Origin of the sequence: Verrucosispora sp. WMMD1129, from assembly GCF_029581255.1 — a bacterium.
Classification (GTDB): domain Bacteria; phylum Actinomycetota; class Actinomycetes; order Mycobacteriales; family Micromonosporaceae; genus Micromonospora; species Micromonospora sediminimaris.
Genome location: NZ_CP120741.1, coordinates 346,638 through 372,341, shown reverse-complemented (window position 1 = coordinate 372,341; position 25,704 = coordinate 346,638). Strand labels below are relative to the sequence as shown.

Below are 25,704 nucleotides of genomic sequence, written 5' to 3'. Positions count from 1 at the left end.
GACCGGGATCGCCGTACGCTGGTCGGATGTCGCTTGTCGATGCTGATCTCGCGATCCGGGCGGCGCAGGCCGGCGCCGAGGTGGTGCGCTCGCACCACGGCACAGCGGTGGCCCGGTTCGCGAAGTCGGGTGGGGATTTCGCCACCACCGCCGACGTTGAGGCGGAGCAGGCGATCCTCGGCGTGCTGCGGTCCGCGCGACCCGACGACGCCGTGCTGGCCGAGGAGAGCGGACGCAGCGGCTCAGGCGGGAACGGGCGCGTCTGGCTTGTCGATCCGCTCTGCGGGACGCTCAACTTTGCCGTACACACCACGCTGGTCTCGGTAAACGTGGCCCTGCGGGTCGGCGCGCAGGTCGTGGTGGCGGCCGCCGTGGACCCGTTCACCCAGGAGGTCTTCTGGACCGACGGCACCGACGCCCGGGTGCGGCGCGCCGGTGCCGACGAGCAACTCACGCCTTCGGCGGCCTCCGGGCTGGTGGACGTCAATCTCGATCCGCCATACCCGAACGAGCGGGTGTTCCGGGTCGTCCGGCTGTTGGCTCACGAAAGGTTCGTCGAGCGGTTCCGGCCCCGGGTCGTGTCGACCACGTTGGCACTGACCTGGGTCGCGGCCGGTCGGCGCGCCGCGTACGTCACCGATGGCCGACTGCGCGACAACGTGCACTTCGCGGCCGGCATCGCGCTCTGCGAGGCGGCCGGCTGCGTGGTGACCGGGCTCGACGGCCAACCCTGGCGCAGCGGCCTGGGCGGGCTCGTCGCGGCGGCCGACGCGCCTACGCACGCCGACCTGTTGACGCTGATCGCGGAGCAGGGGGAGTCGGCGTAAGGCCGGCCCGGTCAGTCGAGGCAGAACTCGTTGCCCTCGGGATCGGTCAGCACGATGAAGCCGGCCTCAAGTGGCGGCGCGGGCTCGACCCGGCGCACCTGCGTGGCGCCCAACGCGACAAGCCGATCAGACTCGGCCTGTAAGGCTGCCATTCGTTCCGCTCCGGTCAGCCCGGGCGCGGCCCGCACGTCGAGGTGCACCCGGTTCTTGACGATCTTGTCCTCCGGCACCTGTTGGAAGAACAGCCGTGGGCCGTGCCCTTCCGGGTCCTCAATGGCCGACCTGGTGTTGCGCTGCTCCGGCGGTACGCCGATCCGGGCGAGGAAGTCGTCCCACGCGGCCAGCGGGTCGGCGCCCTCGGGAAGGTCGACGCCGGGCGGGCCGGGATGTACGTAGCCCAGTGCGTCCCGCCAGAACGTCGACAGCGCTGTCGGGTCGTGGGCGTCGAAGGTGACCTGGATGTGGCGGCTCATCGCGTTGCTCCATTCCGTTCGCGTTCCGGCAGTCACCCTGCCAGGCAGGGCCGACAATTCGGTGCGCGACCGTGGTGGGCGGGCGATGACGCTGGCGGCTCAGATTCTCCTGATCGCGTCCGCAACAAGCTAGCAATCTCAGCAACATCGATGTTAGCGTTCGCATCTAGCGTCCTCACGCCCGGACGAACAACGGTGGTTATGCCGATGTGATCGCCAACATCGGTGGCCGAGGTTCCCGCTCGTGGCGGTCACGCGCCGGGTCCGTTTGGCCGGCCGTGAGGTGCGGGGCGGTGGTGTCCGCGCTGGCGGGTCGCCAGCCCCCGGTGGGCTGGAGTGCTGCTCATTGATGCAATCAATCTGATGTCTAAGACGATCCGGCGTCACCGCTGTCCGGTTTTCGCGCGATCCTGGACGTTGACGTCACATGTCTGCAAGCCCTAACGTCTGATGTCTAAGTCACGTGAACTCCACCACCCCGCAACCGTGCCTTGGAGGGATCGCCATGTCCCGCACTCCGTTCCTTTGGGCCGTTGTCCGGCCGGGCCGCCACCGCGGGCCCGTCCGACTGCCTCGGCAACTGCGGACCAGTGACGGCGCGGCGGATTACCAGGCGCCCGGCGACGGCGGCGATCTGCGGTGGACCATCGCCACCCCATGAACCCTTCGCACATCACGTCCGACACGCGCGTTGCCGCGACCGGACCCGGTCGCGACGACGCACCTGCGGTGACGTCCCGGATATGGAGGAACGACAATGAGAAACAGGGCATTGACGAGCGTGGGGCTGACGCTGCTGCTCGGCGTGTCGGCCTCCCTGGCGGCCTGCGGTGACGGCGCGGCCGACGGGACCGGATCGGGCGGCTCGCAGGTCATCGGGGTTGACTACCCCCGCTCCGACACGGACTTCTGGAACTCCTACATCAAGTACGTCCCGCAGTTCGCCGACGAGTTGGGCGTCGAGGTCAAGACGACGAACTCGCAGAACGACATCGCCAACCTGATCTCGAACACCCAGACCTTCATCAGCCAGGGCGTCAAGGGTGTGGTGATGGCGCCGCAGGACACGGCCGCCATCGCGCCGACCCTGTCCCAACTGGACAGCAAGAAGATCCCGGTGGTCACCATCGACACCCGGCCGGACACCGGCAACGTGTTCATGGTCGTCCGAGCCGACAACCGCGCCTACGGCATCAAGGCGTGTCAGTTCCTCGGCACCAAACTCGGGGGCAAGGGCAAGGTCGTGATGCTCCAGGGCGGCCTCGACTCGATCAACGGTCGGGACCGTACCGAGGCGTTCAACGAGTGCATGCAGCAACAGTTCCCGGACATCACCGTCTTCGGCGAGGCCACCGACTGGAAGGCCGACGTGGCGGCGTCGAAGCTCCAGACCCGCTTCGCGTCGGACCCGGACATCAAGGGCATCTACATGCAGTCCTCGTTCGCCCTGTCCGGGACCCTTCAGATCCTCAAGCAGCGCGGTCTCCAGGTACCGCCGAGCGATGCGAAGCACGTCTTCGTGGTCTCCAACGACGGCATTCCCGAGGAGCTGAAGAACATCGGCGAAGGGCTGATCGACGCCACGGTCAGCCAGCCGGCCGACCTCTACGCCAAGTACGGCCTGGAGTACGTGCAGGCGGCGATCGAGGGCAAGACGTTCCAGCCTGGCCCGACCGAGCACGGCAGCAACATCATCCAGGTGCGCGACGGCCTGCTGGAGGACCAACTGCCGGCGCCACTGGTGACGCTTGACGGTGCGCCGATCGCGGGGGAACCCACCCTCAAGTTCGACGACCCGTCCCTGTGGGGCAACAACGCATGAGCGTCACCCCGAGTGGGTCGGCCGACGGGCTGGGCGATGCCGGCCAGCCCGTCGTCGAGGCCGTGCGCATCACCAAACGATTCGGGTCGACGGTGGCGCTGGCCGACGCGGGGATCGTGGTCCGTCGCGGCGAGACCCACGCCCTGGTCGGGCGCAACGGCGCCGGCAAGTCCACACTGGTCAGCATTCTCACCGGCTTGCAGGCGGCCGACGACGGAGCGGTGGCCTTCGACGGGCGTCCGGCGCCGCCGCTCGGCGACCGCGACGCCTGGCGCAAGCAGGTGGCCTGCGTCTACCAGAAGTCCACGATCATCGGCACGCTCACCGTGGCGGAGAACCTCTTCCTCAACCGGCACGCCCGCGGTCGGGCCGGGTTGATCCGCTGGTCGCGGCTGCGCCGCGCGGCCGAGCAGTTGCTGGCGGAGTGGTCGGTGGAGGTCGACGTGCGCCAGCCCGCGTCGACGCTCTCCGTCGAGCAGCGGCAGTTCGTCGAGATCGCCCGGGCGCTCTCCTTCGGCGCTCGGTTCATCATCCTCGACGAGCCGACCGCCCAGCTCGACGGGGCTGGCATCAATCGGCTGTTCACCCGGATCCGGCAGCTGCGGGCGCAGGGCGTGACCTTCCTGTTCATCAGCCATCACCTTCAGGAGATCTACGAGATCTGCGACCAGGTGACGGTCTTCCGCGATGCCCGGCACATCGTCACCGCCCCGGTGGCGCAGCTGAGCCGACCCGCACTGGTGGCCGCGATGACCGGCGAGGACGTGACCATGCCCGAGGCCGACCACCGGCCGCTGCTCGCCGACGCGCCGGTGCTGCTCGCCGTACGCGATCTGGTCACCACCTCCGGCGCCGAGCTGTCCGTCGAGGTCCAAGCGGGCGAGGTGGTCGGCATCGCGGGCGGCGGTGGCAGCGGCAAGGTCGAGGTGGCCGAAGCGATCGTCGGCCTGGCCCGGCCAGCGGACGGGACGGTCGTTGTCGACGGGCGTGCGCTGCGGCCCGGCAGCGTGCCCGACGCCCTCGACGCGGGTGTCGGGCTGGTGCCGCAGGACCGGCACCGCGAAGGGCTGGTGCCACTGCTGTCCATCGCCGAGAACGTCACCATGACCGTGCCGCATCGGATCGGCCGGCGGGGCCTCATCTCGCCGGCCCGGCGTGACGCCCTGGCCCGGGACACCATCACCGAACTGGCGATCAAGGCCGCCGGGCCGCAGGTGCCGGTCTCCGAGCTGTCCGGGGGCAACCAGCAGAAAGTGGTCATGGGTCGGGCACTGGCCAGCGATCCGAAGCTGCTGGTGCTGATCACCCCGACCGCCGGGGTGGACGTGCGCTCCAAACAGACCCTGCTCGGTGTCGTCGAGGAGGTACGCCGTCGCGGTACCAGCGTGCTTGTCGTCTCCGACGAACTCGACGACCTACGGATCTGTGATCGCGTACTGGTGATGTTCCAGGGGCGGGTGGTCCGCGAGCTGGCCCACGGCTGGAGCGACAACGAGCTGGTAGCCGCCATGGAAGGGGTGGATCTCCACCATGTCTGAGACGCTCTCCACCACCGCGCGGCCGGCCGAAACGCCACCACCACCCCGGGCCGCCGCATCACGGAGCCTGGCCATCGCCCGGCTACGGGACCTGGCGCTGGTGCCGGCGATCATCGCGGTCGCGATCGTCGGGTCCGTCGTCAGCCCGGTCTTCCTCAGCCCCGACAACATCATCAACGTGCTGCAGAGCATGTCGGAGATCGCGATCGTGGTCCTCGCCCAGACCATCGTGCTGATCACCGGCAAGATGGACCTGTCGCTGGAGTCCACCTTCGGCCTGGCCCCGGGTATCGCCGCCTGGCTGGTGGTGGACCCCGCGTTGACCCGGGGTCTCGGCCTCGACGTGCTACCGGACGCCTGGGCGGTCCCGGTCGTGCTGCTCGTCGGCGCTCTCGTCGGCGCCTTCAACGGGCTGCTCATCGTCCGCTTCGGCCTCAACGGCTTCGTCGTCACGCTGGGCATGCTGATCGTCCTGCGCGGCCTGCTCACCGGGATCTCCGGTGGTCAGACCTTCTTCATGCTGCCCGAGTCGATGACCTATCTCGGCTCCGCCACCTGGGTCGGCGTACCGGCCTCGATCTGGCTGTCGCTGCTGCTGTTCGCCGCCGGGATCGTCGTTCTCGGTTACACCCGGGCGGGTCGGGCGTTGTACGCGATCGGCGGCAACGCCGACGCGGCCCGGGCGGCGGGTATCCGTACCGACCGGGTGCTCTGGTTGACGCTCATCGTGGCCAGTGTGCTCGCGGCGCTCGCCGGTCTGCTGATCAGCGGCCGGCTTGCGGCGGTGCCGTCGGCCCAGGGCAGCGGCGCCATCTTCCAGGTCTTCGCGGCGGCGGTGATCGGCGGCGTCAGCCTCAACGGCGGTAAGGGCAGCGTCTTCGGCGCCTTCACCGGCGTCCTGCTGCTGTTCATGATCATAAATGTGTTGACCCTGGCCGGGGTGCCTGCGCAGTGGACGAACTTCCTCAACGGCACCGTCATCCTGGTGGCCCTGGTGGTCTCCCGCATCACCGGAGGCAAGGCGCAGACGTGAGGCGGCCCGCCCGTCGGCCGGGCCCAACGCGAGGCAGGCAACCAGGCCCACCTGCTCGACCCCTCAGGAGTTACTGGTGAGTGAGCGCATCTCGTCCGTAGAGACCATCGACGTACGGTTCCCCACCTCCCGGCATCGCGACGGGTCGGACGCGATGAACCCGTTCCCCGACTACTCCGCCGCGTACGTGGTGCTGCGCACCTCGGCCGATGCCGAGGGACACGGGCTGGTCTTCACCGTGGGCCGGGGCACCGACCTCCAGGTCGCGGCGGTGCAGGCACTCGCCCCGATGGTGGTCGGCCAGCCGGTCGACGAGCTGGTCGCCGATCCGGGGGCACTGGCCCGCCAGCTCGTCGGCGACAGCCAGATCCGCTGGCTCGGGCCGGAGAAGGGGGTCGTGCACATGGCCGCCGGCGGTCTGGTCAACGCGGTGTGGGACCTCGCGGCCCGGCGGGCGGAGAAGCCACTGTGGCAGCTGCTCGCCAACCTCACCCCGGAGCAACTGGTCGCCCAGGTCGACTTCCGCTACCTGCGCGACGCCCTCACCGAGGACGAGGCGGCGGCGTTGCTGCGAGCCGCCGAGGGTGGGCGGGCCGAGCGCGAGCGGCGGCTACGGGCCGAAGGCTACCCGGCGTACACCACCACCCCCGGCTGGCTGGGCTACGACGACGAGAAGCTGGCCCGGCTCTGCCGGGAGGCGGTCGCGGCCGGCTACCGGCTGATCAAGCTCAAGGTGGGCGGGAACCTGACCGACGACATCCGCCGGATGGGCATCGCGCGACGGGCCGTCGGCCCGGACATCCGGATCGCTGTCGACGCGAACCAGATCTGGGGTGTGCCCGAGGCGATCCGCTGGATGCGGGAGCTGGCCGAGTTCGACCCGTACTGGATCGAGGAGCCGACCTCGCCGGACGACGTGCTCGGGCACGGTGCCGTCCGCAAGGCGCTCGCCCCGGTCAAGGTGGCCACCGGCGAGCACGTGCACAACGCGGTCATGTTCAAGCAGCTGCTCCAGGCCGACGCCGTCGACGTGGTGCAGATCGACGCCTGCCGGGTGGCCGGTGTCAACGAGAACCTGGCGATCCTGCTGCTCGCCGCGAAGTTCGGGGTGCCGGTCTGCCCGCACGCCGGGGGAGTGGGACTGTGCGAGCTGGTGCAGCACCTGGCCATGTTCGACTTCGTCGCGCTCAGCGGTAGCACCGAGAACCGGGCCATCGAGTACGTCGATCACCTGCACGAGCACTTCGTCGATCCGGTACGCGTCAGTGGCGGACGTTACCTCGCGCCCGACGCGCCCGGCATGAGCGCCCGGATCCTGCCCGACTCGTTGGCGCAGTACCGCTTCCCGGGCGGCCCGGCGTGGGCGGACGCGTCGGTCATGGCGGGAGCACGGCAGACATGATCAGTGTTGCGGCCGGGCGGTACGGCACCGTACTGGTGCGGGGCGGCCGCTGCCGTCCCGACGAGGCCGCCGAGTTCCTCGGCCACGCCGCCGTCCGGCGTGGGTCGTCTGATGTCTGGCTCGACTCAGTCGGTCCGCCCCATCCGATCCGGCTGACCGCGGGTCCTCGGACACCGCCGACAAGGCAGACCCGGCGGGGCGTGCCGGCGGCCGGCCTCCGCCCCGGTCCGGACGACCGTCGGAGCGATTCCGACAGACCCCCGGTCCGCGCCGGGCGGTGTCTACCCGTCCGCCGACGTCGCGGCGAGCACGGTGCGCAGCCACGCCTCGGAGGTGTTGACGTGCAGCAGGGCGCTGGCCTGTGCCAGCAACTGGTCACGCGCGCGCAACGCGAGGTAGATCGTGTGGTGCTCCTCGATGGTCTGGTGCGCCGCGTTGCCCTCTATCAACCCGCGCCACACCCGGGCCCGCAGCGTACGGCCGGAGAGCCCGTCCAGCAGCGAGGTGAGGGTCTCGTTGCCGGTCGTGGCGACGACGGTGTGGTGGAACGCGGTGTCGAACTGGATCAGCTTCTCGGCGTCGTCGGCCGCCGCGCGCATGTCCTCCAGGATCCGGCCCAGCTCGTCGAGGTCGGCGTCGGTCATCCGCAACGCCGCCAGGCCGGTCGCCATCGGCTCCAGCATCCGGCGTACCTCCATGACCTCCAGGAGGGTGTCGTCACGCAGCAACTCCACCGCGACGCCGAGCCCTTGCAGCAACAGCCGGGGGGCGAGGCTTGTCACGTACGTCCCGTCGCCGCGTCGCACGTCGAGCACCCGAGCCGATTCGAGCACCTTCACCGCTTCCCGGACGCCACTTCGGGAGAGCCCCATCTGGGCGGCCAGTTGCGGCTCCGGTGGCAACCGCGTCCCCGGGGGCAGCTCACCGCTCTGGATCATGCTCCGGATCTTCGCGATCGCGTCGTCGGTAAGTGCCATGCGCGCCCCCTTCGGACGGGTCAGCCGGACGCCGGCCTGCACCCGATGCCCGTGAGGGGCACCGGCGACCCCCACCACTATAGAGACATCGGACGTTTGTCGGCGACGCTGCTCGCTCGAGGTGCGGCTACCGGGACCAGGATCAACCGACCTCGCCGGAGGATGTGACGTGCGACGTTACGGCATGGTGATCCGGCTCAGGCCGGAGCACCGGGAAACCTACCTGCGGCTGCACGCCGCGGTCTGGCCCGCTGTCGAGCAGACGCTGCGCGACGGGAACATCCGCAACTTCACCATCTTCCTCCACGGCGACCTGTTGTTCGGCTACTACGAGTACGTCGGCGACGATCATGACGCGGACCAGCGTCGGATGGCCGACGACCCGCAGACGCAGGCGTGGTGGAAGCTGACCGACCCCTGCCAGGAGTCTCTCGCCGAACCCGGATCGGGGCACTGGTGGGCCCCGATGCAGGAGATCTGGCACCTGACCGAGGAGGTGCCCTGACCTGTCCGACCGGAACACCCCTGACTGGTGGGCGGCTGTCCTGCGCACCGTGTCGCCTGAGCGCGGCGCGACGGACCGGCGCTGACGCCGATCCGACCGGCAGCTCATCTGATGAATATGGCTAGTCGAGCTTCCCGTTCGGTGTGTGCTCCGGTCTACCGGGGCGGCCGACGGGAGCGGGATCACCCTGTCTCCAGGCCCTAGAACACCTGGTGGAAGCGGCATCGACCGCTTGGTGAACGCGTCGTTCCGATGCCTGGATCGACCGTTGCCTATCGGCTTGCTCGGCGGTAACCTACGCGAAACACATCAGACGTCTGGGCCGTTCTGGGTCTGCCGGCGATCAGTGAGGCTTCGCATGGCCGGATCGGTCTCGGTTGGAGGATCGATGTCAGACCTGACTCGACGGCAGGCCCTCAAGATCGGTGCGGCAGGTGCGGGTGGAGCCCTGCTGCCGCTGCCGTGGACCGCCGCGGCCCGTGCGGACTCGGCGGCACCGCCACAGGTGTTGGCCGCCGGTGACCTGGCGCTCTGGTACGACGAGGCCGCCGGCACCGACTGGTTGCGGGCGCTGCCGATCGGCAACGGCCGGCTCGGCGCCATGGTCTTCGGCAACGTCGACGCGGAGCGGTTACAGCTCAACGAGGACACCGTCTGGGCCGGCGGACCGCACGACCCGAGCAACCCCCGTGGCCTGGGCGCGCTGGCCGAGATCCGGCGTCTCGTCTTCGCCAATCAGTGGACCCAGGCTCAGAACCTGATCAATCAGACCATGCTCGGCAACCCGGTCGGGCAGTTGGCGTACCAGACGGTCGGCAACCTCCGGCTGGCCTTCCCGACCTCCGGCGGGGCGTCGCAGTACAACCGACAGCTGGACCTCACCACCGCGACGACAAGCGTGTCGTACGTGATGAACGGCGTGCGGTACCAGCGGGAGACGTTCGCCAGCGCGCCGGACCAGGTCATCGCGATGCGGCTGACCGCCGGCCGGGCCAGCTCGATCACCTTCACCGCCACTTTCGACAGTCCGCAGCGGACCTCCGCCTCCAGCCCGGACGGCAGCACGATCGCCCTTGACGGGGTCTCCGGCAATCAGGAGGGCGTCAACGGTGCGGTGCGTTTCCTGGCGCTGGCCAACGCCACGGTCAGCGGCGGCACCGTGAGCAGTTCCGGTGGCACGTTGCGGGTCACCGGCGCCACAAGCGTGACCCTGCTGGTCTCGATCGGTTCCAGCTACGTCAACTACCGCAACGTCGGCGGCGACTACCAGGGCATCGCGCGGCGCCACCTCACCGCCGCCCGGGCCAGCAGCTACGACCAGTTGCGCGCTCGGCACGTCGCCGACTACCAGGCGCTGTTCGGGCGGGTCAGCCTCGACCTGGGCCGTACCTCCGCCGCGGACCAGCCGACCGACGTGCGGATCGCGCAGCACAACAGCGTCAACGATCCGCAGTTCTCCGCGCTGCTGTTCCAGTTCGGTAGGTACCTGCTGATCTCGTCCTCCCGGCCGGGCACCCAGCCGGCCAATCTCCAGGGCATCTGGAACGATTCCCTCACGCCGGCCTGGGACTCGAAGTACACGATCAACGCCAACCTGCCGATGAACTACTGGCCGGCCAACACCACGAACCTCTCCGAGTGCCACGCACCGGTCTTCGACATGGTCAGGGATCTCGCGGTGGCCGGGGCCCGCACCGCCCAGGTGCAGTACGGCGCGGGCGGCTGGGTCACCCACCACAACACCGACGCCTGGCGCGCCACCTCGGTGGTCGACGGTGCCTTCTGGGGCATGTGGCAGACCGGCGGCGCCTGGCTGGCCACCCTGATCTGGGACCACTACCTGTTCACCGGGGACGTCGAGTTCCTCCGGGCGAACTACCCGGCGATGAAGGGTGCGGCGCAGTTCTTCCTCGACACCCTGGTGACCGAGCCGAGCCTCGGCTACCTGGTGACCAACCCGTCGAACTCGCCGGAGATCGGTCACCACGCCGACGCCAGCGTGTGCGCCGGGCCCACGATGGACAACCAGATCCTGCGGGACCTCTTCGACGGGTGCGCCCGAGCCAGCGAGATCCTCAACACCGACGCCACCTTCCGGGCGCAGGTCCGGGCCACCCGGGACCGGCTCGCGCCGAACCGCATCGGGTCGCGCGGCAACATCATGGAGTGGCTGTACGACTGGGTCGAGACCGAGCGGAACCACCGGCACATCTCGCACCTCTACGGGCTGGCGCCCAGCAACCAGATCACCCGGCGAGGCACCCCACAACTCTTCGAGGCGGCCCGCCGCACTCTGGAGATCCGGGGTGACGACGGCACCGGCTGGTCGCTCGCCTGGAAAATCAACTTCTGGGCCCGCATGGAGGAAGGCAACCGCGCCCATGACCTGATCCGCTTCCTCGCCACCCCGGCCCGGCTCGCGCCGAACATGTTCGACCTGCACCCGCCGTTCCAGATCGACGGCAACTTCGGCGCCACCGCCGGCATCGCCGAGATGTTGCTGCACAGCCACGTCGGTGAGCTGCACATCCTGCCGGCCCTGCCGGCGGCCTGGCCCAGCGGACGGGTCAGCGGACTGCGCGGTCGGGGCGGTCACACCGTCGGCATCACCTGGAGCAACGGCCAGGCCACCGAGATCCTCGTCCGGCCGGACCGGGCCGGCACCGTCCGGCTGCGGGGCCGGATGTTCACCGGCGACCACACCGTTGTCGATGCCGCTGACGGCACCCCGGCCCGGACCACGAAGGTCGAGAACGACCTGATCGAGGTCACCGTCGAGGCGGGGCGCACCTACCGGGCCACCGGCTCCGGCGGCACGCCCACCGCACCGCCGCTGGAGCAGAGCTTCACAAACGTCAGCACCACAAACGACAACAACACCGGCGCCGGCAACTTCGACGGCAATGGCGCCACCCTCTCCGCGCAGGCCCTGGCCCAGGCCGGGGTGACGCCGGGCAGCACGGTGAGCCGCAACGGGGTCACCTTCCGCTGGCCCAACGTCGCGCCGGGCGGCGCGGACAACGCCATCGCCTCCGGGCAGTCGATCGGGCTGACCGGCACGGGCCGTACGCTCGGGTTCCTCGCGACCGGCACCTACGGGGCCGTGTCGGGCACGGCCGCGGTGGTCTACGCCGACGGCACCCGGCAGACGTTCACGCTGAGCACCCCCGACTGGTACGGCGGCCCCCACGCCGGTGGCACCGCCGCCGTCGTGATGGCGTACCAGAACCGGCCCGGCAACCAGCGGCACAACACCACCGCTTGCGTCTACTACGTCGGGGTGGGGTTGCAGAACAAGCCGGTGGCCCGGGTGGAACTGCCGAACATCAGCGCACGTCCGGCGGCCAACGTACCGACCATGCACATCTTCGCCATCGCGATCGGCAGCTGACGGCCGAGGGCGGGTCTCCGACTCGCCGCCGGGCGGCAACAGATCGGGCTCGCCGGCCGCGACGGGATGTCGCGGCCGGCGAGCCCGGTGTGCTCAGTACCGGCCGGCACTCACTTTCGTTGGGCCAGCAGCCACTGCAGGATGCTCTGGTCGTCGTACGTCGGACCGTAGGCCGCGTGGTAGTCGGGCAGCGTGAACGCCTCGTTGTCGTACTCGGTGTAGTGCAGCAACTCGGCGATCTGCTCGGGCGTCTTGCCCTGCGCCTCGTACGCCGATCGCAGCGCCGCCCGCGAGTTGCGGGCCAGCGAGATGTTCAGCAGGTGGTCGTTGACGCCGTGGGTGATCCACAGCGGGATCTCGGCGGCGGCGATGGCCTCCGCCTGGCTGGTGCTCACCTGGAACCCGCCGGTGACCAGGCCGGCGGTGAACAGGTCGGGGCGCTTGGCGTACGCCTCCCACAACAGCCGCGAGCCGTACGAGACCGTGGTGGCGTACACCCGCTCGGTGTCCACCGCGTGGTCCTTGCTGAACTGCTCCACCAGCTTGACCAGCAGCTCCGCCTCGGCCACGTCGCCCACCCGCTGGTTCTGCGGGGCGAGCACGATGACGTCCTCACGGCTGCCGGTGACGCTCGGCTGGAGCCAGGCCGTCGCCGGGATGTCGGCGGCGATCTGTACGCCCGTGTTGTCGCCGTCCCAGCCCATGCCGTGCCCGGGCAGAACGACCATCAGCGGGTACTCCCGGCCGGGCTGGTAGTTCTTCGGCAGGTGGTAGTGGTACGGCAGCACCATGCCGCCACTGAGGTACGAGCCGTAACGGAACTCGTCGACAAGCAGGTTCACCGGTGCCTCCGTGACACCGTGCGAGGTACGCGGCGCTCCCTTGGCCAGCACCGGCCCGGCGCCCTTGCCCTTGCCCGGCTGGGCGTGCACGTCCTTGCGCTGGGTCACCCGGGTCGGCAGCTCAGGGTTCACCTTCACCATGCACAGGAACGTCGGGCACTTGGAGACGATGACCGTCCAGCCGGCGTTCTGGTCCGGGTCCAACTCGACGATGACGAACCGGCCCGGTACGGACCGGCGGTCGGCGCGGACGGTGGCGCTGCTGTTGGTATAGGTGTGGGTGATCTTCCGCTCGGTCAGCTTGGGCAGATCCTCGATCGGGTTGAAGCGGAAGTTGTAGCTGGTGTCGGAGACCGCGAAGGTCGAGTTGTCGAGCTTGCGGGGGTTGACCGTCGCGCCGTACTCGACGGCGACGGCCGAGACCTTCTGGCCGTAGGTGTAGACCGTGGTGATGGGGGTGACGCTGCGGATGCCACCGGTGCCGCCGCCGTGATCCCTGGTCGCGGCATAGGCGGCCGTGCCGGATGTGGCCAGCAGCAGCACCGCGGTGACGGAGACGAGCGTCCTGCGCAGTCTCATCGGCCCTCCTCGTTGGACGCGTCCGTCTGGTCCGGCTGCGCGCCGGAGCGGCTCTGTCGAGCTCCGAATCAGCGGGCGCTAAACTGATTTAGCAGAGCATCGGCGTCGGTCGGGTCGATGTCAAGGCCGCCTTTGGTGACGGGGTCGAAACCGACTGTTCACATCTTCGGGAGAATCGCCGGCTCGCCGCCGGTCCACCCGGCGGCCACGGTCGGGTGTGGACGGCACTCGGCCCTGGGGTTTTCGCCGCCCCGGGCTTGCCGTATTCTCTGACGTCGATGATCGCCGTCCGGTAGGTCCGCGCGACGCCCTGGTCGCACCTCGTGATCGCCGCTCTGACCTGCGGCGATTCGGCCGGATGGGGGAGCGGGGCGTTCGTTACGAGACCGTGACCGCAGTATTTCCAACCAGGTGTTGACCTAGGCATTGTGAGCGCTAACACTTGGGCCCCAAGTGCGACCCGCGCAGCCGGTGCGACGGCGCGAGTTCCAGATTGGGGAAGCCAGTGAACAGAAGAGTCCTGGCCGCTCTCGGTAGCGCCGCCCTGGCGCTGAGCATGGCGGCCTGTAGCGGCGACGGCGCCGGCAGCGGCGGAAACGACAGCGACCAGCCCGGCGACCTGACCATCGGCGTTTCGATGCCGACCCAGACCTCCGAGCGGTGGATCGCGGACGGCAACTCGGTCAAGGAGAAGCTCGAAGCCAAGGGCTACCAGGTCGACCTCCAGTACGCCGGTGACGACATCCCCACCCAGTCCCAGCAGGTCGACCAGATGATCACTCGGGGTGCCGACGTGCTCATCATCGCGGCGATCGACGGCACGGCGCTGAGCGGGCAGTTGCAGGCGGCGGCCGACGCCGACATCCCGGTGATCGCCTATGACCGGCTCATCCGGGACAGCCCGAACGTCGACTTCTACGTCAGCTTCGACAACTACAAGGTCGGTGTCGCCCAGGCGACCGCACTGCTGGTCGGTCTCGGCGTGCAGACCAAGGACGGCGCGCGGGGCGAGGCGAAGGGCCCGTTCAACATCGAGCTGTTCGCCGGATCGCTCGACGACAACAACGCCCACTTCTTCTTCGACGGGGCGATGGACACCCTCAAGCCGTTCATCGACGACGGCACCCTGAAGGTGACCTCCGGGCAGACCAACATCGAACAGGTGGCGATCCTGCGCTGGCAGCAGGAGGCCGCGCAGAAGCGGATGGAGGACCTGCTCACCTCCAGCTACACCGGCGGCACCAAGGTCGACGGCGTGCTGTCGCCGTACGACGGGTTGTCGCGGGGCATCATCACCGCCCTGCAGAACGCCGGCTACAAGGGGGCGGACTTCCCCGTGGTGACCGGCCAGGACGCCGAGATCGCCTCGGTGAAGCTGATCGACGACGGGGTGCAGAGCTCCACCATCTTCAAGGACACCCGGCTGCTGGCCGAGCAGGCCGTCGTCGCCGCTGAGGCGTTCCTGACCGACAAGGCGCCGGAGGCCAACGACACCGAGACGTACAACAACGGTGTCAAGGTCGTTCCGTCGTACCTGCTGCCGGTCCAGACGGTGTTCAAGGACGACATCAAGCCGGTCCTGATCGACTCGGGCTACTTCACCGCCGAGGAGGTCGCCGCCGGCCAGGCCGGCTGACGGCACCGCCGGGCTCGGCGGCGCTACCGCGGCCGAGCCCGGCACCACCCCTGACACCCACGACGATCTGGAGGCTCAGGATGGTGAGCACCGACGACAACATCCTCGAGATGCGTCGCATCACCAAGACCTTCCCGGGCGTGGCCGCGCTCCAGGACGTCACACTCGCCGTACGCCGTGGGGAGATCCACGCCATCTGCGGTGAGAACGGCGCCGGCAAGTCCACCCTGATGAAGGTGCTCTCGGGGGTCTACCCGTCCGGCAGCTACGACGGCGAGATCCTCCTCGACGGCGAACCGGTGCACTTCCGCGGCATCCGCGACAGCGAGCAGCGGGGCATCGTCATCATTCACCAGGAACTCGCCCTGGTGCCGTACCTGTCGATCGCCGAGAACATCTTCCTCGGCAACGAGCAGCGCGGGCCCGGTGGTCTGATCGACTGGAACCGCAGCAACGCCGAGGCGGCGAAACTGCTCGCCTCGGTAGGGTTGGCGGAGAACCCGGTCACGCCGGTGGTGCAGCTCGGCGTGGGCAAGCAGCAACTCGTGGAGATCGCCAAGGCCATCTCCAAGAAGGTCCGACTGCTCATCCTCGACGAGCCGACCGCCGCGCTCAACGACGTCGACTCGGCCCACCTGCTCAACCTGATGCGACGCCTGCGTGACGAGGGCATCACCTGCATCATGATCTCGCACAAGCTCAACGAGATCACCTCGATCGCCGACTCCACCACGGTGCTGCGGGACGGGCGGACGGTGGAACGGCTCGAGATGGCCTCCGGCGAGATGACCCAGGAACGGATCATCCGGGGAATGGTCGGCCGCGACATCAACAGCTTCTACCCCGAGCGGGTCTCCACGCCGGGGGAGGAGGTGCTGCGCATCGAGGACTGGTCGGTGCGGCACCCGACCCAGGACCGCCTGGTCGTCGACGGCGCGAGCCTGAACGTGCGCGCCGGCGAGGTCGTCGGCATCGCCGGACTGATGGGCGCCGGTCGTACCGAACTGGCGATGAGCGTCTTCGGGCGCTCGTACGGTCGGGACATCACCGGTCGACTGTTCGTGCACGGCCGGGAGGTCAGGGCGCGCACCGTCGCGGAGGCGATCGGCAACGGCATCGCGTACGCGACGGAGGACCGCAAGCGCTTCGGCCTGAACCTCATCGAGGACATCCGGCGCAACGTCTCGGCGGCCGGGCTGCGCCGGCTCGCCCGGCTGGGCTGGGTGAACGACAACGAGGAGATCAAGGTCGCCGAGTCCAGTCGGCGCGACATGAACATCAAGGCGCCGAGCGTGATGTCGGTCGTGGGCAAGCTCTCCGGCGGCAACCAGCAGAAGGTCGTGCTGTCGAAGTGGCTGTTCACCGACCCGGAGGTGCTGATCCTGGACGAGCCGACCCGGGGGATCGACGTCGGGGCGAAGTTCGAGATCTACACGATCATCAACCGCTTGGTGGCCGACGGCAAGGCCGTCATCATGATCTCCTCGGAACTGCCGGAGCTGCTCGGCATGTGTGACCGCATCTACACGTTGTCGGCCGGGCGCATCACCGGCGAGGTGCCGGTCGCCGAGGCGACCCAGGAAAAGCTGATGGAACTCATGGCGAAGGACAAGGAAAGCGTCGGATGACCAGCACCAAGCCCTCCTCGACCGACCGGAAGTCGGCCGAGAGCGCCTCCGCCGCCGCACTGCACGTCGGCACCAGCGACCCACGTACGCTGATCCTGAACAATCTGCGGCAGAGCGGCATCTTCGTCGCTCTCGTCGTCATCGTCGCCCTGTTCGCGTTCCTGACCGACGGTCTCTCGCTGAGCCCGGGCAACATCACCAACATCGTCCTTCAGTATTCGTACATCCTGGTGCTCGCCATCGGCATGGTCATCGTGATCATCGGCGGGCACATCGATCTCTCGGTCGGTTCGGTGGTGGCGCTGACCGGCGCGGTCTCCGCAGTGGTCGTGATCCGGCAGGGACAACCATGGTGGGTCGGCGTGCTGGCCGCCCTGGCGGTGGGGCTCGCGGTCGGTGCCTGGCACGGCTTCTGGGTGGCGTACGTCGGCATCCCGGCCTTCATCGTGACCCTCGCCGGCATGCTGCTGTTCCGCGGCCTCACCCTGCGGGTGCTCGACAACATCTCGCTGTCGCCGTTCCCGGCCGAGTACAACCGGATCGCGGCCGGATTCCTCAACGGACTCATCGGTGGCGACGGCTACGACGCCTTCACCCTGCTCATCGGCGGCATCGCGGTGGCCGGGTACGTGGTGAGCGGCTTCCGTACCCGCGCGGCGCGCGTCCGTTACCAGCAGCCCGTCGAGTCCTTCGCGTTGTTCGTCGCCCGGCTGGCGCTTGTCGGTGCCGTGGTCATGTGGTTCGCCTGGCAACTGGCCCACGCCCGTGGCCTGCCGATCGTGCTGATCATCCTGGCCGCGCTGGTCCTCGTCTACGGGCTGCTCACCCGGCGTACGGTCTTCGGCCGGCAGGTCTACGCGATCGGCGGCAACCTGTCCGCGGCGATGCTGTCGGGCGTCAAGGTCCGCACGGTGAACTTCTGGATCTTCGTGAACATGGGTTTCCTGTCCGCGGTGGCCGGGATCATCTTCTCCTCCCGCTCCAACGGTGCGCAGCCGGCGGCGGGCAACATGTTCGAACTCGACGCGATCGCCGCCGCGTTCATCGGCGGCGCGGCGGTCACCGGCGGTGTCGGTACCGTCGTCGGCGCGATGGTGGGCGGGCTCATCATGGCGGTGATGAGCAACGGGATGCAGCTGATGGGTGTGGACCAGTCGTTGCAGTCGGTGGTCAAGGGCCTCGTGCTGCTGGTCGCCGTGGCCTTCGACGTCTACAACAAGCGCCGCGCCGGCGCGAGCCGCTGAGCGACCGCCAGCTTCGGGGCGCGGGCCGGCGCTTGACGTCGGGTCGCGGTGTGGAAACACTTCCTCGGGTCGGCTCCGCGTCGCTCGGAGCTGACCTGCGGAGGTCGGATTGGTCCAGGAGGAGATTCGGCGGCGCAACGCCGGCGCGCTGCTGCGGCACGTGCATCTCCGCGGCCCGCTGTCCCGGGCCGAGCTCAGCGAACGGATGGGCCTGAACCGCAGCACCATCATGGCGTTGACCACCGAGCTGAGCCGGCTCGGTCTCGTCGGTGAGGAGTCACCGGTGGACACCGGCCGTGCCGGACGCCCGTCACTTGTGGTGCGACCGGCGTCCGAGCGCTGCTACGTCCTGGCGTTCGATGTCGCCGTGGACCGGCTGGTCGCTGCCCGGGTCGGGCTCGGCGGAAGGATCCTGGACCGGCGGGAGGCGGTGCGTCCGCGCGCCGGGCCGGACCTGCACGACGTGGTCACGGTCCTCGCCCGGTTCGGCCGCCAGCTGCACCGGGCGGCACCGCCGGGCGCCTGCTGCGTCGGCGTGGGCGCGTCGTACTGCGGCATGATCCGGCCGGGCGACGGGATGGTGCGGTACGGGCCCGACCTGGGTTGGGTCGACCAGGCGTTCGGCGACGAACTCGGCGGCCGCCTCGGGCTCGGCCTGCCGGTGTCGGTGGGCAACGAGGCCCACCTCGGTGCGCAGGCGGAACAGCAGCGCGGCGCGGGTGTCGGCCTCGACGATCTCGTGTACCTGCACGGTGACGTCGGCGTCGGCGGCGGAATCATCGTCGGCGGGCGGCTGCTGGGCGGCGGCAGCGGCTACGGCTGCGAGTTGGGGCACATGGTGGTCAACCCGTACGACGGCCGGCCCTGTGGTTGCGGCTCGCGCGGCTGCCTGGAGGCGGAGGTAGGGGAGCGGGCCCTGCTCGATGCCGCCGGTCGGCCCGCCGAGCTGTTCGGGCGTGCTGCCGTCCGGACGGTGGCCGACGACGCCGACCGTGGGGATCCGATGGCGCGGGAGGCGCTGCGCCGGATCGGCGACTGGCTCGGCATCGGGGTCGCGAATCTGATCAATCTGTTCAACCCGGGTGTGGTGGTCTTCGGCGGGATGCTGTGCGACCTCTACCCGGGGGCCGCCGCCCAGGTACGCGGTCGCATCGCCCGGCACGTGCTGCCGGTGGCCCGGGAGACGGTCCGGCTGCGCACCGCGGCCCTCGGCGACGACGCCACCCTGGTCGGCGCGGCGGAACTCGGTTTCGCCCGGCTGCTCGACGATCCGTTGGCGGCGCTGACCGCACCGGTGTCGCCGGAGGTCGGCGTGCCGACGTCCGCGCCGGTGCCGGGTTTCCGGCGGCGACGACAGGTCTGAGCAGGGCGGCCGGCGTCGACGACGCGGTCGGGCCGGTGGCATGGGGTAGCCGACCGGCGGGTGGGCCTGCGACCATGCAGTCCGTTACGGAGCTGTTGCCGGGAGGTGTCTTGACGACATCGGATGTGAGCGTTAACACTGAGGTCCGTCATCGGCCGGAGGTGAAGATGAGCGGTGTGGCAGCGGGCGACAAGTACGTCGTCGGCGTCGACTACGGCACCCTGTCGGGGCGGGCCCTGGTGGTCCGCGTCCGCGACGGTGCCGAGCTGGGGACCGCGGTGCACGAGTACCGCAACGCGGTGATCAGCTCAGCGCTGCCGGACGGGGGTACGCCGCTGCCGCCGGACTGGGCGTTGCAGGACCCGGAGGACTACCGCGACGTGCTGCGCCACGCGGTGCCGGCGGCGGTGGCCGCCGCCGGGATCGACCCGGGCGACGTGGTCGGCATCGGCACCGACTTCACCGCCTGCACCGTGCTGCCGACGCTGGCCGACGGTACGCCGTTGTGCGAGGTGCCGGAGCTGCGGCAGCGTCCGCACTCCTGGGTGAAGCTCTGGAAGCACCACGCCGCCCAGCCGCACGCCGACCGGATCAACGCGTTGGCCCACGAACGTGGCGAGCCCTGGATCGGTCGCTACGGCGGGAAGATCTCCGCCGAGTGGCAGTTCGCCAAGGGCTTGCAGATCCTGGAGGAGGATCCGGAGGTCTACCACCGGGCCGAGCGGTTCATCGAGGCGGCGGACTGGATCATCTGGCAGTTGTGCGGTGTCGAGACCCGCAACGTCTGCACCGCCGGCTACAAGGGCATCCACCAGGACGGCAGCTACCCGTCGGCGGAGTACCTCACCGCGCTCAATCCCGGTTTCGGTGACTTCGTGGCCAAACTGGACGGCCCGCTGATGCCCCTCGCCGCCCGGGCCGGTGGACTCACCGCCCGTGCCGCGGCCTGGACGGGGCTGCCGGAGGGGATCGCCGTCGCGGTCGGCAACGTCGACGCGCACGTGACCGCGGCCGCCGCCCAGGCGCTCGACCCGGGCCGGCTGGTGGCGATCATGGGTACCTCGACCTGTCACGTGGTCAACGGCACCGATCTCGCCGAGGTGGCCGGCATGTGCGGGGTGGTCGACGGTGGCATCAGCTCCGGTGCGTGGGGCTACGAGGCCGGGCAGAGCGGTGTCGGCGACATCTTCGGCTGGTTCGTCAAGCACGCCGCGCCGGCCGGCGTCGACTCGCACGAGCGACTCACCGAGCTGGCCGCCGCGCAGCCCGTCGGCGCGCACGGCCTGGTCGCGCTGGACTGGTGGAACGGCAACCGGTCGCTGCTGGTCAACCACGACCTCAGCGGGTTGATCGTCGGGCTGACCCTGGCCACCCGCCCGGAGGACATCTACCGGGCCCTGCTGGAGGCGACGGCGTACGGCACCAGGATGATCATCGAGGCGTTCGTCGAGGCCGGCGTGCCGGTCGACGACCTGGTGATCGCCGGTGGCCTCACGTCGAACGAGCTGCTGATGCAGATCTACGCCGACGTCACCAACCGGCCGTTGGGCATCATCGGCTCCGCGCAGGGGCCGGCGCTCGGTTCGGCGATCCACGCCGCCGTGGCCGCCGGCGCCCACCCCTCGATCCATCACGCGTCGCAGGCGATGGGGCGGATATCGGCGGCGGTCTACCAGCCGGACCCGGACCGGGTACGCGCCTACGACGCCCTCTACGCCGAGTACCGGGCGCTGCACGACCACTTCGGTCGCGGGGCCAACGACGTGATGCTGCGGCTGCGGGCGATCCGCAACGCGGCTGTGGAGTCGGCTACGTCGCAGCAGGAGGTCTTCGCGTGAACGTCGAAGTGAGCCGACAGATCAGCGAATTGCGCGAGAGCGTGGCCCGGCTGCACGGCGAACTGACCCGGTACGGTCTGGTCGCCTGGACGGCCGGCAACGTCTCCGCCCGGGTACCCGGGCACGAGCTGATGGTGATCAAGCCGAGCGGCGTCGACTACGACGACCTGTCGGCCGACAACATGGTGCTCTGCGACCTCGACGGCGTGCCGGTCGAGGGGGAACTGTCGCCGTCGAGCGACACCGCGGCGCACGCCTACGTCTACCGCGCCATGCCCGAGGTGGGCGGCGTCGTGCACACCCACAGCACGTACGCCACCGCCTGGGCGGCGCGGGGCGAGTCGATCCCGTGCCACCTCACCGCGCAGGCCGACGAGTTCGGCGGGGAGATCCCCGTGGGCCCGTTCGCCCTGATCGGCGGCGACGATATCGGCAAGGGGATCGTCAGCACGCTCACCGGGCACCGATCGCCCGCGGTGCTGATGCGCAACCACGGCGTCTTCACCATCGGGCGCAACGCCCGGGCCGCGGTCAAGGCCGCGGTGATGTGTGAGGACGTCGCCCGAACCGCGCACCTGGCGCGCGCGCTCGGGCAACCGGTGCCGATGGCGCAGGCCGACATCGACGCCCTCTACGACCGCTACCAGAACGTCTACGGCCAACGTTCTTCGCCCCCGGCGAACTCCTGACCGACCCGGTGAACCGGGTCGCCTGGCACCACCTGACGCACAGATTCCGCACCACCAGCGCTGGCTGCTCGTGTACCTCTGCGGCCGGCGTGGACAACCGCACCCCACCCGAGGAGATCCGATGAGGAACATGCGAATGCCCATGGCGCGTCGGCGCGCCATCGCGGTCGTCGCCGCCGTGCTGCTCGCCGGCGGCGTGGCGGCCTGCGGCAACAGCGACACCGGCGGCGGCGACGGAGGCGACGACGGCAAGCTCGTCCTGGGCTTCTCCCAGGTCGGCGCGGAGAGCGGCTGGCGTACGGCCAACACCAACTCCATCAAGGAGGCGGCGGCCGAGGCCGGCATCGAGCTGAAGTTCGACGACGCGCAGCAGAAGCAGGAAAACCAGATCAAGGCCATCCGCAACTACATCCAGCAGAAGGTCGATGTGATCGCCTTTTCGCCGGTGGTGGAGTCGGGCTGGGACACGGTGCTCAAGGAGGCCAAGGACGCCGGCATCCCGGTCATCCTGACCGACCGCGCCGTGGACTCCGCCGACAAGTCGCTCTACAAGACCTTCCTCGGCTCTGACTTCGTCAAGGAGGGCCGGCTCTCCGGCGAGTGGCTGGTGGAGAACAAGAAGGACGCGACCGGCGACGTGAACATCGTCGAGTTGCAGGGCACCACCGGCTCCGCCCCGGCCAACGACCGGAAGAAGGGCTTCGCCGAGGCGATCGCGGCCGACCCCAAGCTGAAGGTCATCGCTTCCCAGTCCGGTGACTTCACCCGCGCGGGCGGCAAGCAGGTGATGGAACAGTTCCTGAAGGCCCACCCGAAGATCGACGTCCTCTTCGCGCACAACGACGACATGGGTCTGGGCGCGCTGGAGGCGATCACCGCGGCGGGCAAGGAGCCGGGCAAGGACATCACCATCATCACCATCGACGCGGTCAAGGACGGCATGCAGGCCCTGGCCGACGGCAAGTTCAACTTCATCGCGGAGTGCAGCCCGCTGCTCGGCCCACAGCTGATGGACCTGGCCAAGAAGGTGCACGCCGGCGAGGAGGTGCCGCCGCGGATCGAGACCGAGGAGACCACCTTCACCCAGGAGCAGGCCAAGGAGGCCCTGCCCAACCGCAAGTACTGATGACGCATGGGGCCGCCGCACCCACGTGGCGGCCCCGCCGCGTCGCCCATTCCCGACGGACTGGGCGTCCGGCCCGACGTCCCGTGCCACGCCGCCCGGCCGGCCCGCTGGCCGGCCGGGCGGCGTGCCGGGAGAACTGGCCCTTCCGCATCGATGAAAATTAGAAGAGGATCGATGGGATGACGGATAGTCGTCCGGTCCTGACGATGACCGGGATCAGCAAGTCCTTTCCCGGGGTGCGCGCACTCCACAATGTCGACTTCCGGCTCCTTCCTGGCGAGGTGCACGCCCTGATGGGCGAGAACGGCGCCGGCAAGTCGACCCTGATCAAGGTGTTGACAGGCGTCTACGGCATCGACGAGGGCAACGTCACCCTCGACGGCGAGCAGGTGGCCTTCAACGGACCGATGCAGGCTGCCGCGGCCGGGGTCAGCACGGTCTACCAGGAGGTCAATCTCTGCCCGAACCTGTCCGTGGCGGAGAACATCTTCATCGGGCGGGAGCCGCGCCGTTTCGGCGCCGTCCGCTGGGGCGAGGTGCGTCGGCGGGCCCGACAGCTGCTCGCCCGGCTGGACCTCGACATCGACGTCACCGCGCCGGTGGCGAGTTACTCGCTGGCCGTGCAGCAGATGGTGGCGATCGCTCGGGCGATCGACGTACAGGCCCGGGTGCTGATCCTGGACGAGCCGACCTCCAGCCTGGACGCTGGCGAGGTCGCGCAACTGTTCCGGATCATGCGGCAGTTGCGGGACGAGGGCATCGCGATTCTCTTCGTGACCCACTTCCTCGACCAGGTCTATGGCATCGCCGACCGGATCACCGTGCTGCGTAACGGCACGCTGGTGGGGGAGTACCCGATCGCCGAGCTGCCGCAGCTGGCGCTGGTGGAGAAGATGATCGGCAAGGAGCTCGACGTCCTCGATCGGATCGACGAGCAGCCCCGGCAGACGACGGCGGCCATCGAGAGCGGCGCCCCGTTCGTCCAGGTGTCGCAGCTCGGGCGCAGGGGCGCGGTCGCCCCGTTCAGCCTGACCATCCACGCCGGTGAGGTGGTCGGCCTGGCCGGGCTGCTCGGCTCCGGGCGTACCGAGGTGGCGCGGCTGTTGTTCGGTGCTGATCGGGCCGACCGCGGCGAGGTCCAGGTGGACGGCGCCCAGACCGGCCTGCGCAACCCGGTGCAGGCGATCGAGCGGGGCATCGGTTTCTGCTCGGAGAACCGCCGTGCGGAGGGGATCATCGGCGACCTGTCGGTCCGGGAGAACATGATCCTGGCCATGCAGGCCGCCCGGGGCTGGCTGCGCCCGATCCCACGTCGCCGCCAGGACGAGCTGGTCGACCGGTACATCAAGGCGTTGAGCATCCGTCCGGCCAACCCGGACATGCCGGTGCGCAACCTCTCCGGCGGCAACCAGCAGAAGGTTCTGCTGGCCCGCTGGCTGATCACCGAGCCGCGACTGCTAATCCTCGACGAGCCGACCCGGGGAATCGACATCGGCGCGAAGGCCGAGATCCAGAGGCTGGTGGTGGAGCTCTCCGACGGTGGGATGGCGGTGCTGTTCATCTCCGCCGAGCTGGAGGAGGTGCTGCGTCTCAGCCACAAGATCGCGGTGATGCGCGACCGGGAACTGGTCGCCCAGCTCGACAACGACGACACTGTGGATGCCGACCGCGTCATGCAGACCATCGCCAGCGGGACCGAGCGTGAGGAGGCGAGCCGATGAGCGACGCCGGGAACCGCTTCCGTACCATGCTCGGCCACCGGCTGTTCTGGCCGGTCGCCGTGCTCGTGGTCATGTTGGCGGCCAACACCATCTACCGTCCGGGGTTCCTGGCCATCGAGGTCAACAACGGGCACCTGTACGGCACCCCGATCGACATCCTGCGGTTGAGCGCCCCGCTGATCCTGGTCGCGCTGGGCATGACCCTGGTGATCTCGACCGGCGGCATCGACCTGTCGGTCGGCTCGCTCTGCGCGATCAGCGGCGCCATCGCCTGCCTCTACATCAGCCGGGCACCGGACCAGAACAACCTCGTCACCGTGCTGACCGCGCTCGCGATGGCGCTCGGGGTCGCGCTGGTGCTCGGTGCCTGGAACGGGGTTCTGGTCTCCGTCATCGGCATCCAACCGATCATCGCCACGCTCATCCTGATGGTGGCCGGCCGGGGCCTCGCACAGTTGATCGCCGAGGGCCAGATCATCACCATCAACTCCGGGCCGTACCGGGCGATCGGGCTGGGGCACCTGTTGACCCTGCCCCTGGCGATCTTCATCGCCCTGGCCGCGGCCCTACTCGTCGCGGCGTTCACCCGCCGTACCGCGCTCGGCATGATCGTCGAGTCGGTCGGCGGTAACCGGGAGGCCAGCCGGCTGGCCGGCATCCGGTCCGGTCGGGTCGTCTTCCTCGTCTACGTGGTCAGCGCCGCCTGTGCCGCGATCGCCGGGTTCATGATGACCGCCAACGTCTCCAGCGCCGACGGCAACAACACCGGCCTGTGGGTGGAGCTGGACGCGATCCTCGCGGTCGTCATCGGCGGCACCTCGCTCGCCGGTGGCCGGTTCTACCTCGGCGGCACCATCCTCGGCGCCCTGATCATCCAGACCCTCACCACCACGGTGTACGCCATGAACATCTCACCCCAGACGGCGCTGCTGTTCAAAGCGGTAGTCGTCATCGCCGTCTGCCTCATCCAGGCACCGGCCTTCCGGGCGAAGTTCCGCCGTCGACGGCCCGGGGCACCGCCGCCGCCCCAGCCGTCTCCGCAGCGGCAGAAGGAGCAGGTGCCGGCATGA

General features: G+C 69.4%; 19 protein-coding genes. 16 read left to right on the top strand and 3 right to left on the bottom strand.

The genetic code is table 11. The features are described from left to right. Positions 1 to 26 precede the first annotated feature (26 nt). Positions 27 to 827: an inositol monophosphatase family protein gene (locus tag O7624_RS01725; RefSeq protein WP_282238631.1), complete on the top strand. Its 801-nt coding sequence runs from the start codon at positions 27 to 29 to the stop codon at positions 825 to 827. A gap of 11 nt (positions 828 to 838) precedes the next feature. Here O7624_RS01725 and O7624_RS01720 read toward each other — a convergent pair whose 3' ends face one another. Continuing rightward, positions 839 to 1,300 carry a VOC family protein gene (locus tag O7624_RS01720; protein WP_093402199.1) on the bottom strand — a complete coding sequence of 154 codons (462 nt, stop codon included), beginning with the start codon at positions 1,298 to 1,300 and terminating at the stop codon, positions 839 to 841. A gap of 757 nt (positions 1,301 to 2,057) precedes the next feature. Here O7624_RS01720 and O7624_RS01715 point away from each other — a divergent pair. From O7624_RS01715 to O7624_RS01700, 4 genes are all read left to right on the top strand, one after another. After that, positions 2,058 to 3,122 carry a sugar ABC transporter substrate-binding protein gene (locus O7624_RS01715; RefSeq protein WP_093402200.1) on the top strand — a complete coding sequence of 355 codons (1,065 nt, stop codon included), beginning with the start codon at positions 2,058 to 2,060 and terminating at the stop codon, positions 3,120 to 3,122. Beyond that, positions 3,119 to 4,660: a sugar ABC transporter ATP-binding protein gene (locus O7624_RS01710; RefSeq protein ID WP_282238630.1), complete on the top strand. Its 1,542-nt coding sequence runs from the start codon at positions 3,119 to 3,121 to the stop codon at positions 4,658 to 4,660. Before O7624_RS01715 ends, O7624_RS01710 begins: the two co-directional genes overlap by 4 nt. Then, entirely contained in the window at positions 4,653 to 5,693 is a 1,041-nt protein-coding gene (locus tag O7624_RS01705) for an ABC transporter permease (protein ID WP_282238629.1), read from the top strand. The genes O7624_RS01710 and O7624_RS01705 overlap by 8 nt, the downstream gene beginning before the upstream one ends. A 73-nt stretch (positions 5,694 to 5,766) precedes the next feature. Further along, positions 5,767 to 7,095 (top strand): enolase C-terminal domain-like protein, encoded by a 1,329-nt coding sequence (locus tag O7624_RS01700; protein ID WP_282240512.1) that lies wholly within the window; start codon positions 5,767 to 5,769, stop codon positions 7,093 to 7,095. Positions 7,096 to 7,376: 281 nt separating this feature from the next. Here O7624_RS01700 and O7624_RS01695 read toward each other — a convergent pair whose 3' ends face one another. Next, positions 7,377 to 8,072, bottom strand: a complete 696-nt coding sequence (locus O7624_RS01695; RefSeq protein ID WP_093402460.1) for a FadR/GntR family transcriptional regulator — start codon at positions 8,070 to 8,072, stop codon at positions 7,377 to 7,379. Between the two features lie 169 nt (positions 8,073 to 8,241). Between O7624_RS01695 and O7624_RS01690 the strand changes: the two genes are divergently transcribed. Both O7624_RS01690 and O7624_RS01685 read left to right on the top strand, forming a co-directional pair. Continuing rightward, positions 8,242 to 8,577 (top strand): L-rhamnose mutarotase, encoded by a 336-nt coding sequence (locus O7624_RS01690; protein WP_282238628.1) that lies wholly within the window; start codon positions 8,242 to 8,244, stop codon positions 8,575 to 8,577. A 388-nt stretch (positions 8,578 to 8,965) separates the two neighbouring features. Next, on the top strand, positions 8,966 to 11,968 hold the full coding sequence (locus O7624_RS01685; protein ID WP_282238627.1) for a glycoside hydrolase family 95 protein: 3,003 nt from the start codon (positions 8,966 to 8,968) through the stop codon (positions 11,966 to 11,968). A gap of 110 nt (positions 11,969 to 12,078) precedes the next feature. Here O7624_RS01685 and O7624_RS01680 read toward each other — a convergent pair whose 3' ends face one another. Next, positions 12,079 to 13,389: a hypothetical protein gene (locus O7624_RS01680; RefSeq protein ID WP_282238626.1), complete on the bottom strand. Its 1,311-nt coding sequence runs from the start codon at positions 13,387 to 13,389 to the stop codon at positions 12,079 to 12,081. Between the two features lie 505 nt (positions 13,390 to 13,894). On the opposite strand from O7624_RS01680, the gene chvE reads away from it, so the two are divergent. The 9 genes from chvE (at position 13,895) to O7624_RS01635 (ending at position 25,704) form a co-directional block, all read left to right on the top strand. Next, the gene (gene chvE / locus O7624_RS01675) at positions 13,895 to 15,025 is read left to right on the top strand and encodes a multiple monosaccharide ABC transporter substrate-binding protein (protein WP_093402207.1); all 1,131 of its coding nucleotides are present in this window, start codon (positions 13,895 to 13,897) and stop codon (positions 15,023 to 15,025) included. 80 nt (positions 15,026 to 15,105) lie between these two features. Continuing rightward, positions 15,106 to 16,653 (top strand): multiple monosaccharide ABC transporter ATP-binding protein, encoded by a 1,548-nt coding sequence (gene mmsA / locus O7624_RS01670; RefSeq protein WP_093402208.1) that lies wholly within the window; start codon positions 15,106 to 15,108, stop codon positions 16,651 to 16,653. Continuing rightward, the gene (mmsB, locus tag O7624_RS01665; RefSeq protein ID WP_093402209.1) at positions 16,650 to 17,897 is read left to right on the top strand and encodes a multiple monosaccharide ABC transporter permease; all 1,248 of its coding nucleotides are present in this window, start codon (positions 16,650 to 16,652) and stop codon (positions 17,895 to 17,897) included. The genes mmsA and mmsB overlap by 4 nt, the downstream gene beginning before the upstream one ends. Before the next feature lie 109 nt (positions 17,898 to 18,006). Further along, on the top strand, positions 18,007 to 19,260 hold the full coding sequence (locus O7624_RS01660; RefSeq protein ID WP_282238625.1) for an ROK family transcriptional regulator: 1,254 nt from the start codon (positions 18,007 to 18,009) through the stop codon (positions 19,258 to 19,260). A 167-nt stretch (positions 19,261 to 19,427) separates the two neighbouring features. Further along, complete coding sequence (gene araB, locus O7624_RS01655) at positions 19,428 to 21,098, top strand: ribulokinase (protein WP_282238624.1); 1,671 nt, start codon at positions 19,428 to 19,430, stop codon at positions 21,096 to 21,098. Then, complete coding sequence (locus O7624_RS01650; protein WP_232511079.1) at positions 21,095 to 21,787, top strand: L-ribulose-5-phosphate 4-epimerase; 693 nt, start codon at positions 21,095 to 21,097, stop codon at positions 21,785 to 21,787. The genes araB and O7624_RS01650 overlap by 4 nt, the downstream gene beginning before the upstream one ends. A 130-nt stretch (positions 21,788 to 21,917) precedes the next feature. After that, positions 21,918 to 22,913: an ABC transporter substrate-binding protein gene (locus O7624_RS01645; RefSeq protein WP_232511103.1), complete on the top strand. Its 996-nt coding sequence runs from the start codon at positions 21,918 to 21,920 to the stop codon at positions 22,911 to 22,913. Positions 22,914 to 23,092: 179 nt separating this feature from the next. Next, positions 23,093 to 24,634 carry a sugar ABC transporter ATP-binding protein gene (locus O7624_RS01640; protein ID WP_282238623.1) on the top strand — a complete coding sequence of 514 codons (1,542 nt, stop codon included), beginning with the start codon at positions 23,093 to 23,095 and terminating at the stop codon, positions 24,632 to 24,634. Next, positions 24,631 to 25,704, top strand: coding sequence for an ABC transporter permease (locus O7624_RS01635; RefSeq protein WP_093402213.1), 1,074 nt, complete (start codon positions 24,631 to 24,633; stop codon positions 25,702 to 25,704). Before O7624_RS01640 ends, O7624_RS01635 begins: the two co-directional genes overlap by 4 nt.

Excerpts from the sequence above, each read along its gene's own strand:
- O7624_RS01715 (WP_093402200.1), top strand. The coding sequence starts at position 2,058 with ATGAGAAACAGGGCATTGACGAGCGTGGGGCTGACGCTGCTGCTCGGC.
- O7624_RS01685 (WP_282238627.1), top strand. The coding sequence starts at position 8,966 with ATGTCAGACCTGACTCGACGGCAGGCCCTCAAGATCGGTGCGGCAGGT.
- O7624_RS01720 (WP_093402199.1), bottom strand. The coding sequence starts at position 1,300 with ATGAGCCGCCACATCCAGGTCACCTTCGACGCCCACGACCCGACAGCG.
- O7624_RS01640 (WP_282238623.1), top strand. The coding sequence starts at position 23,093 with ATGACGGATAGTCGTCCGGTCCTGACGATGACCGGGATCAGCAAGTCC.
- O7624_RS01635 (WP_093402213.1), top strand. The coding sequence starts at position 24,631 with ATGAGCGACGCCGGGAACCGCTTCCGTACCATGCTCGGCCACCGGCTG.
- O7624_RS01705 (WP_282238629.1), top strand. The coding sequence starts at position 4,653 with ATGTCTGAGACGCTCTCCACCACCGCGCGGCCGGCCGAAACGCCACCA.
- araB (WP_282238624.1), top strand. The coding sequence starts at position 19,428 with ATGAGCGGTGTGGCAGCGGGCGACAAGTACGTCGTCGGCGTCGACTAC.
- O7624_RS01710 (WP_282238630.1), top strand. The coding sequence starts at position 3,119 with ATGAGCGTCACCCCGAGTGGGTCGGCCGACGGGCTGGGCGATGCCGGC.
- mmsB (WP_093402209.1), top strand. The coding sequence starts at position 16,650 with ATGACCAGCACCAAGCCCTCCTCGACCGACCGGAAGTCGGCCGAGAGC.
- mmsA (WP_093402208.1), top strand. The coding sequence starts at position 15,106 with ATGGTGAGCACCGACGACAACATCCTCGAGATGCGTCGCATCACCAAG.
- O7624_RS01695 (WP_093402460.1), bottom strand. The coding sequence starts at position 8,072 with ATGGCACTTACCGACGACGCGATCGCGAAGATCCGGAGCATGATCCAG.
- O7624_RS01645 (WP_232511103.1), top strand. The coding sequence starts at position 21,918 with ATGCGAATGCCCATGGCGCGTCGGCGCGCCATCGCGGTCGTCGCCGCC.
- O7624_RS01725 (WP_282238631.1), top strand. The coding sequence starts at position 27 with ATGTCGCTTGTCGATGCTGATCTCGCGATCCGGGCGGCGCAGGCCGGC.
- O7624_RS01680 (WP_282238626.1), bottom strand. The coding sequence starts at position 13,389 with ATGAGACTGCGCAGGACGCTCGTCTCCGTCACCGCGGTGCTGCTGCTG.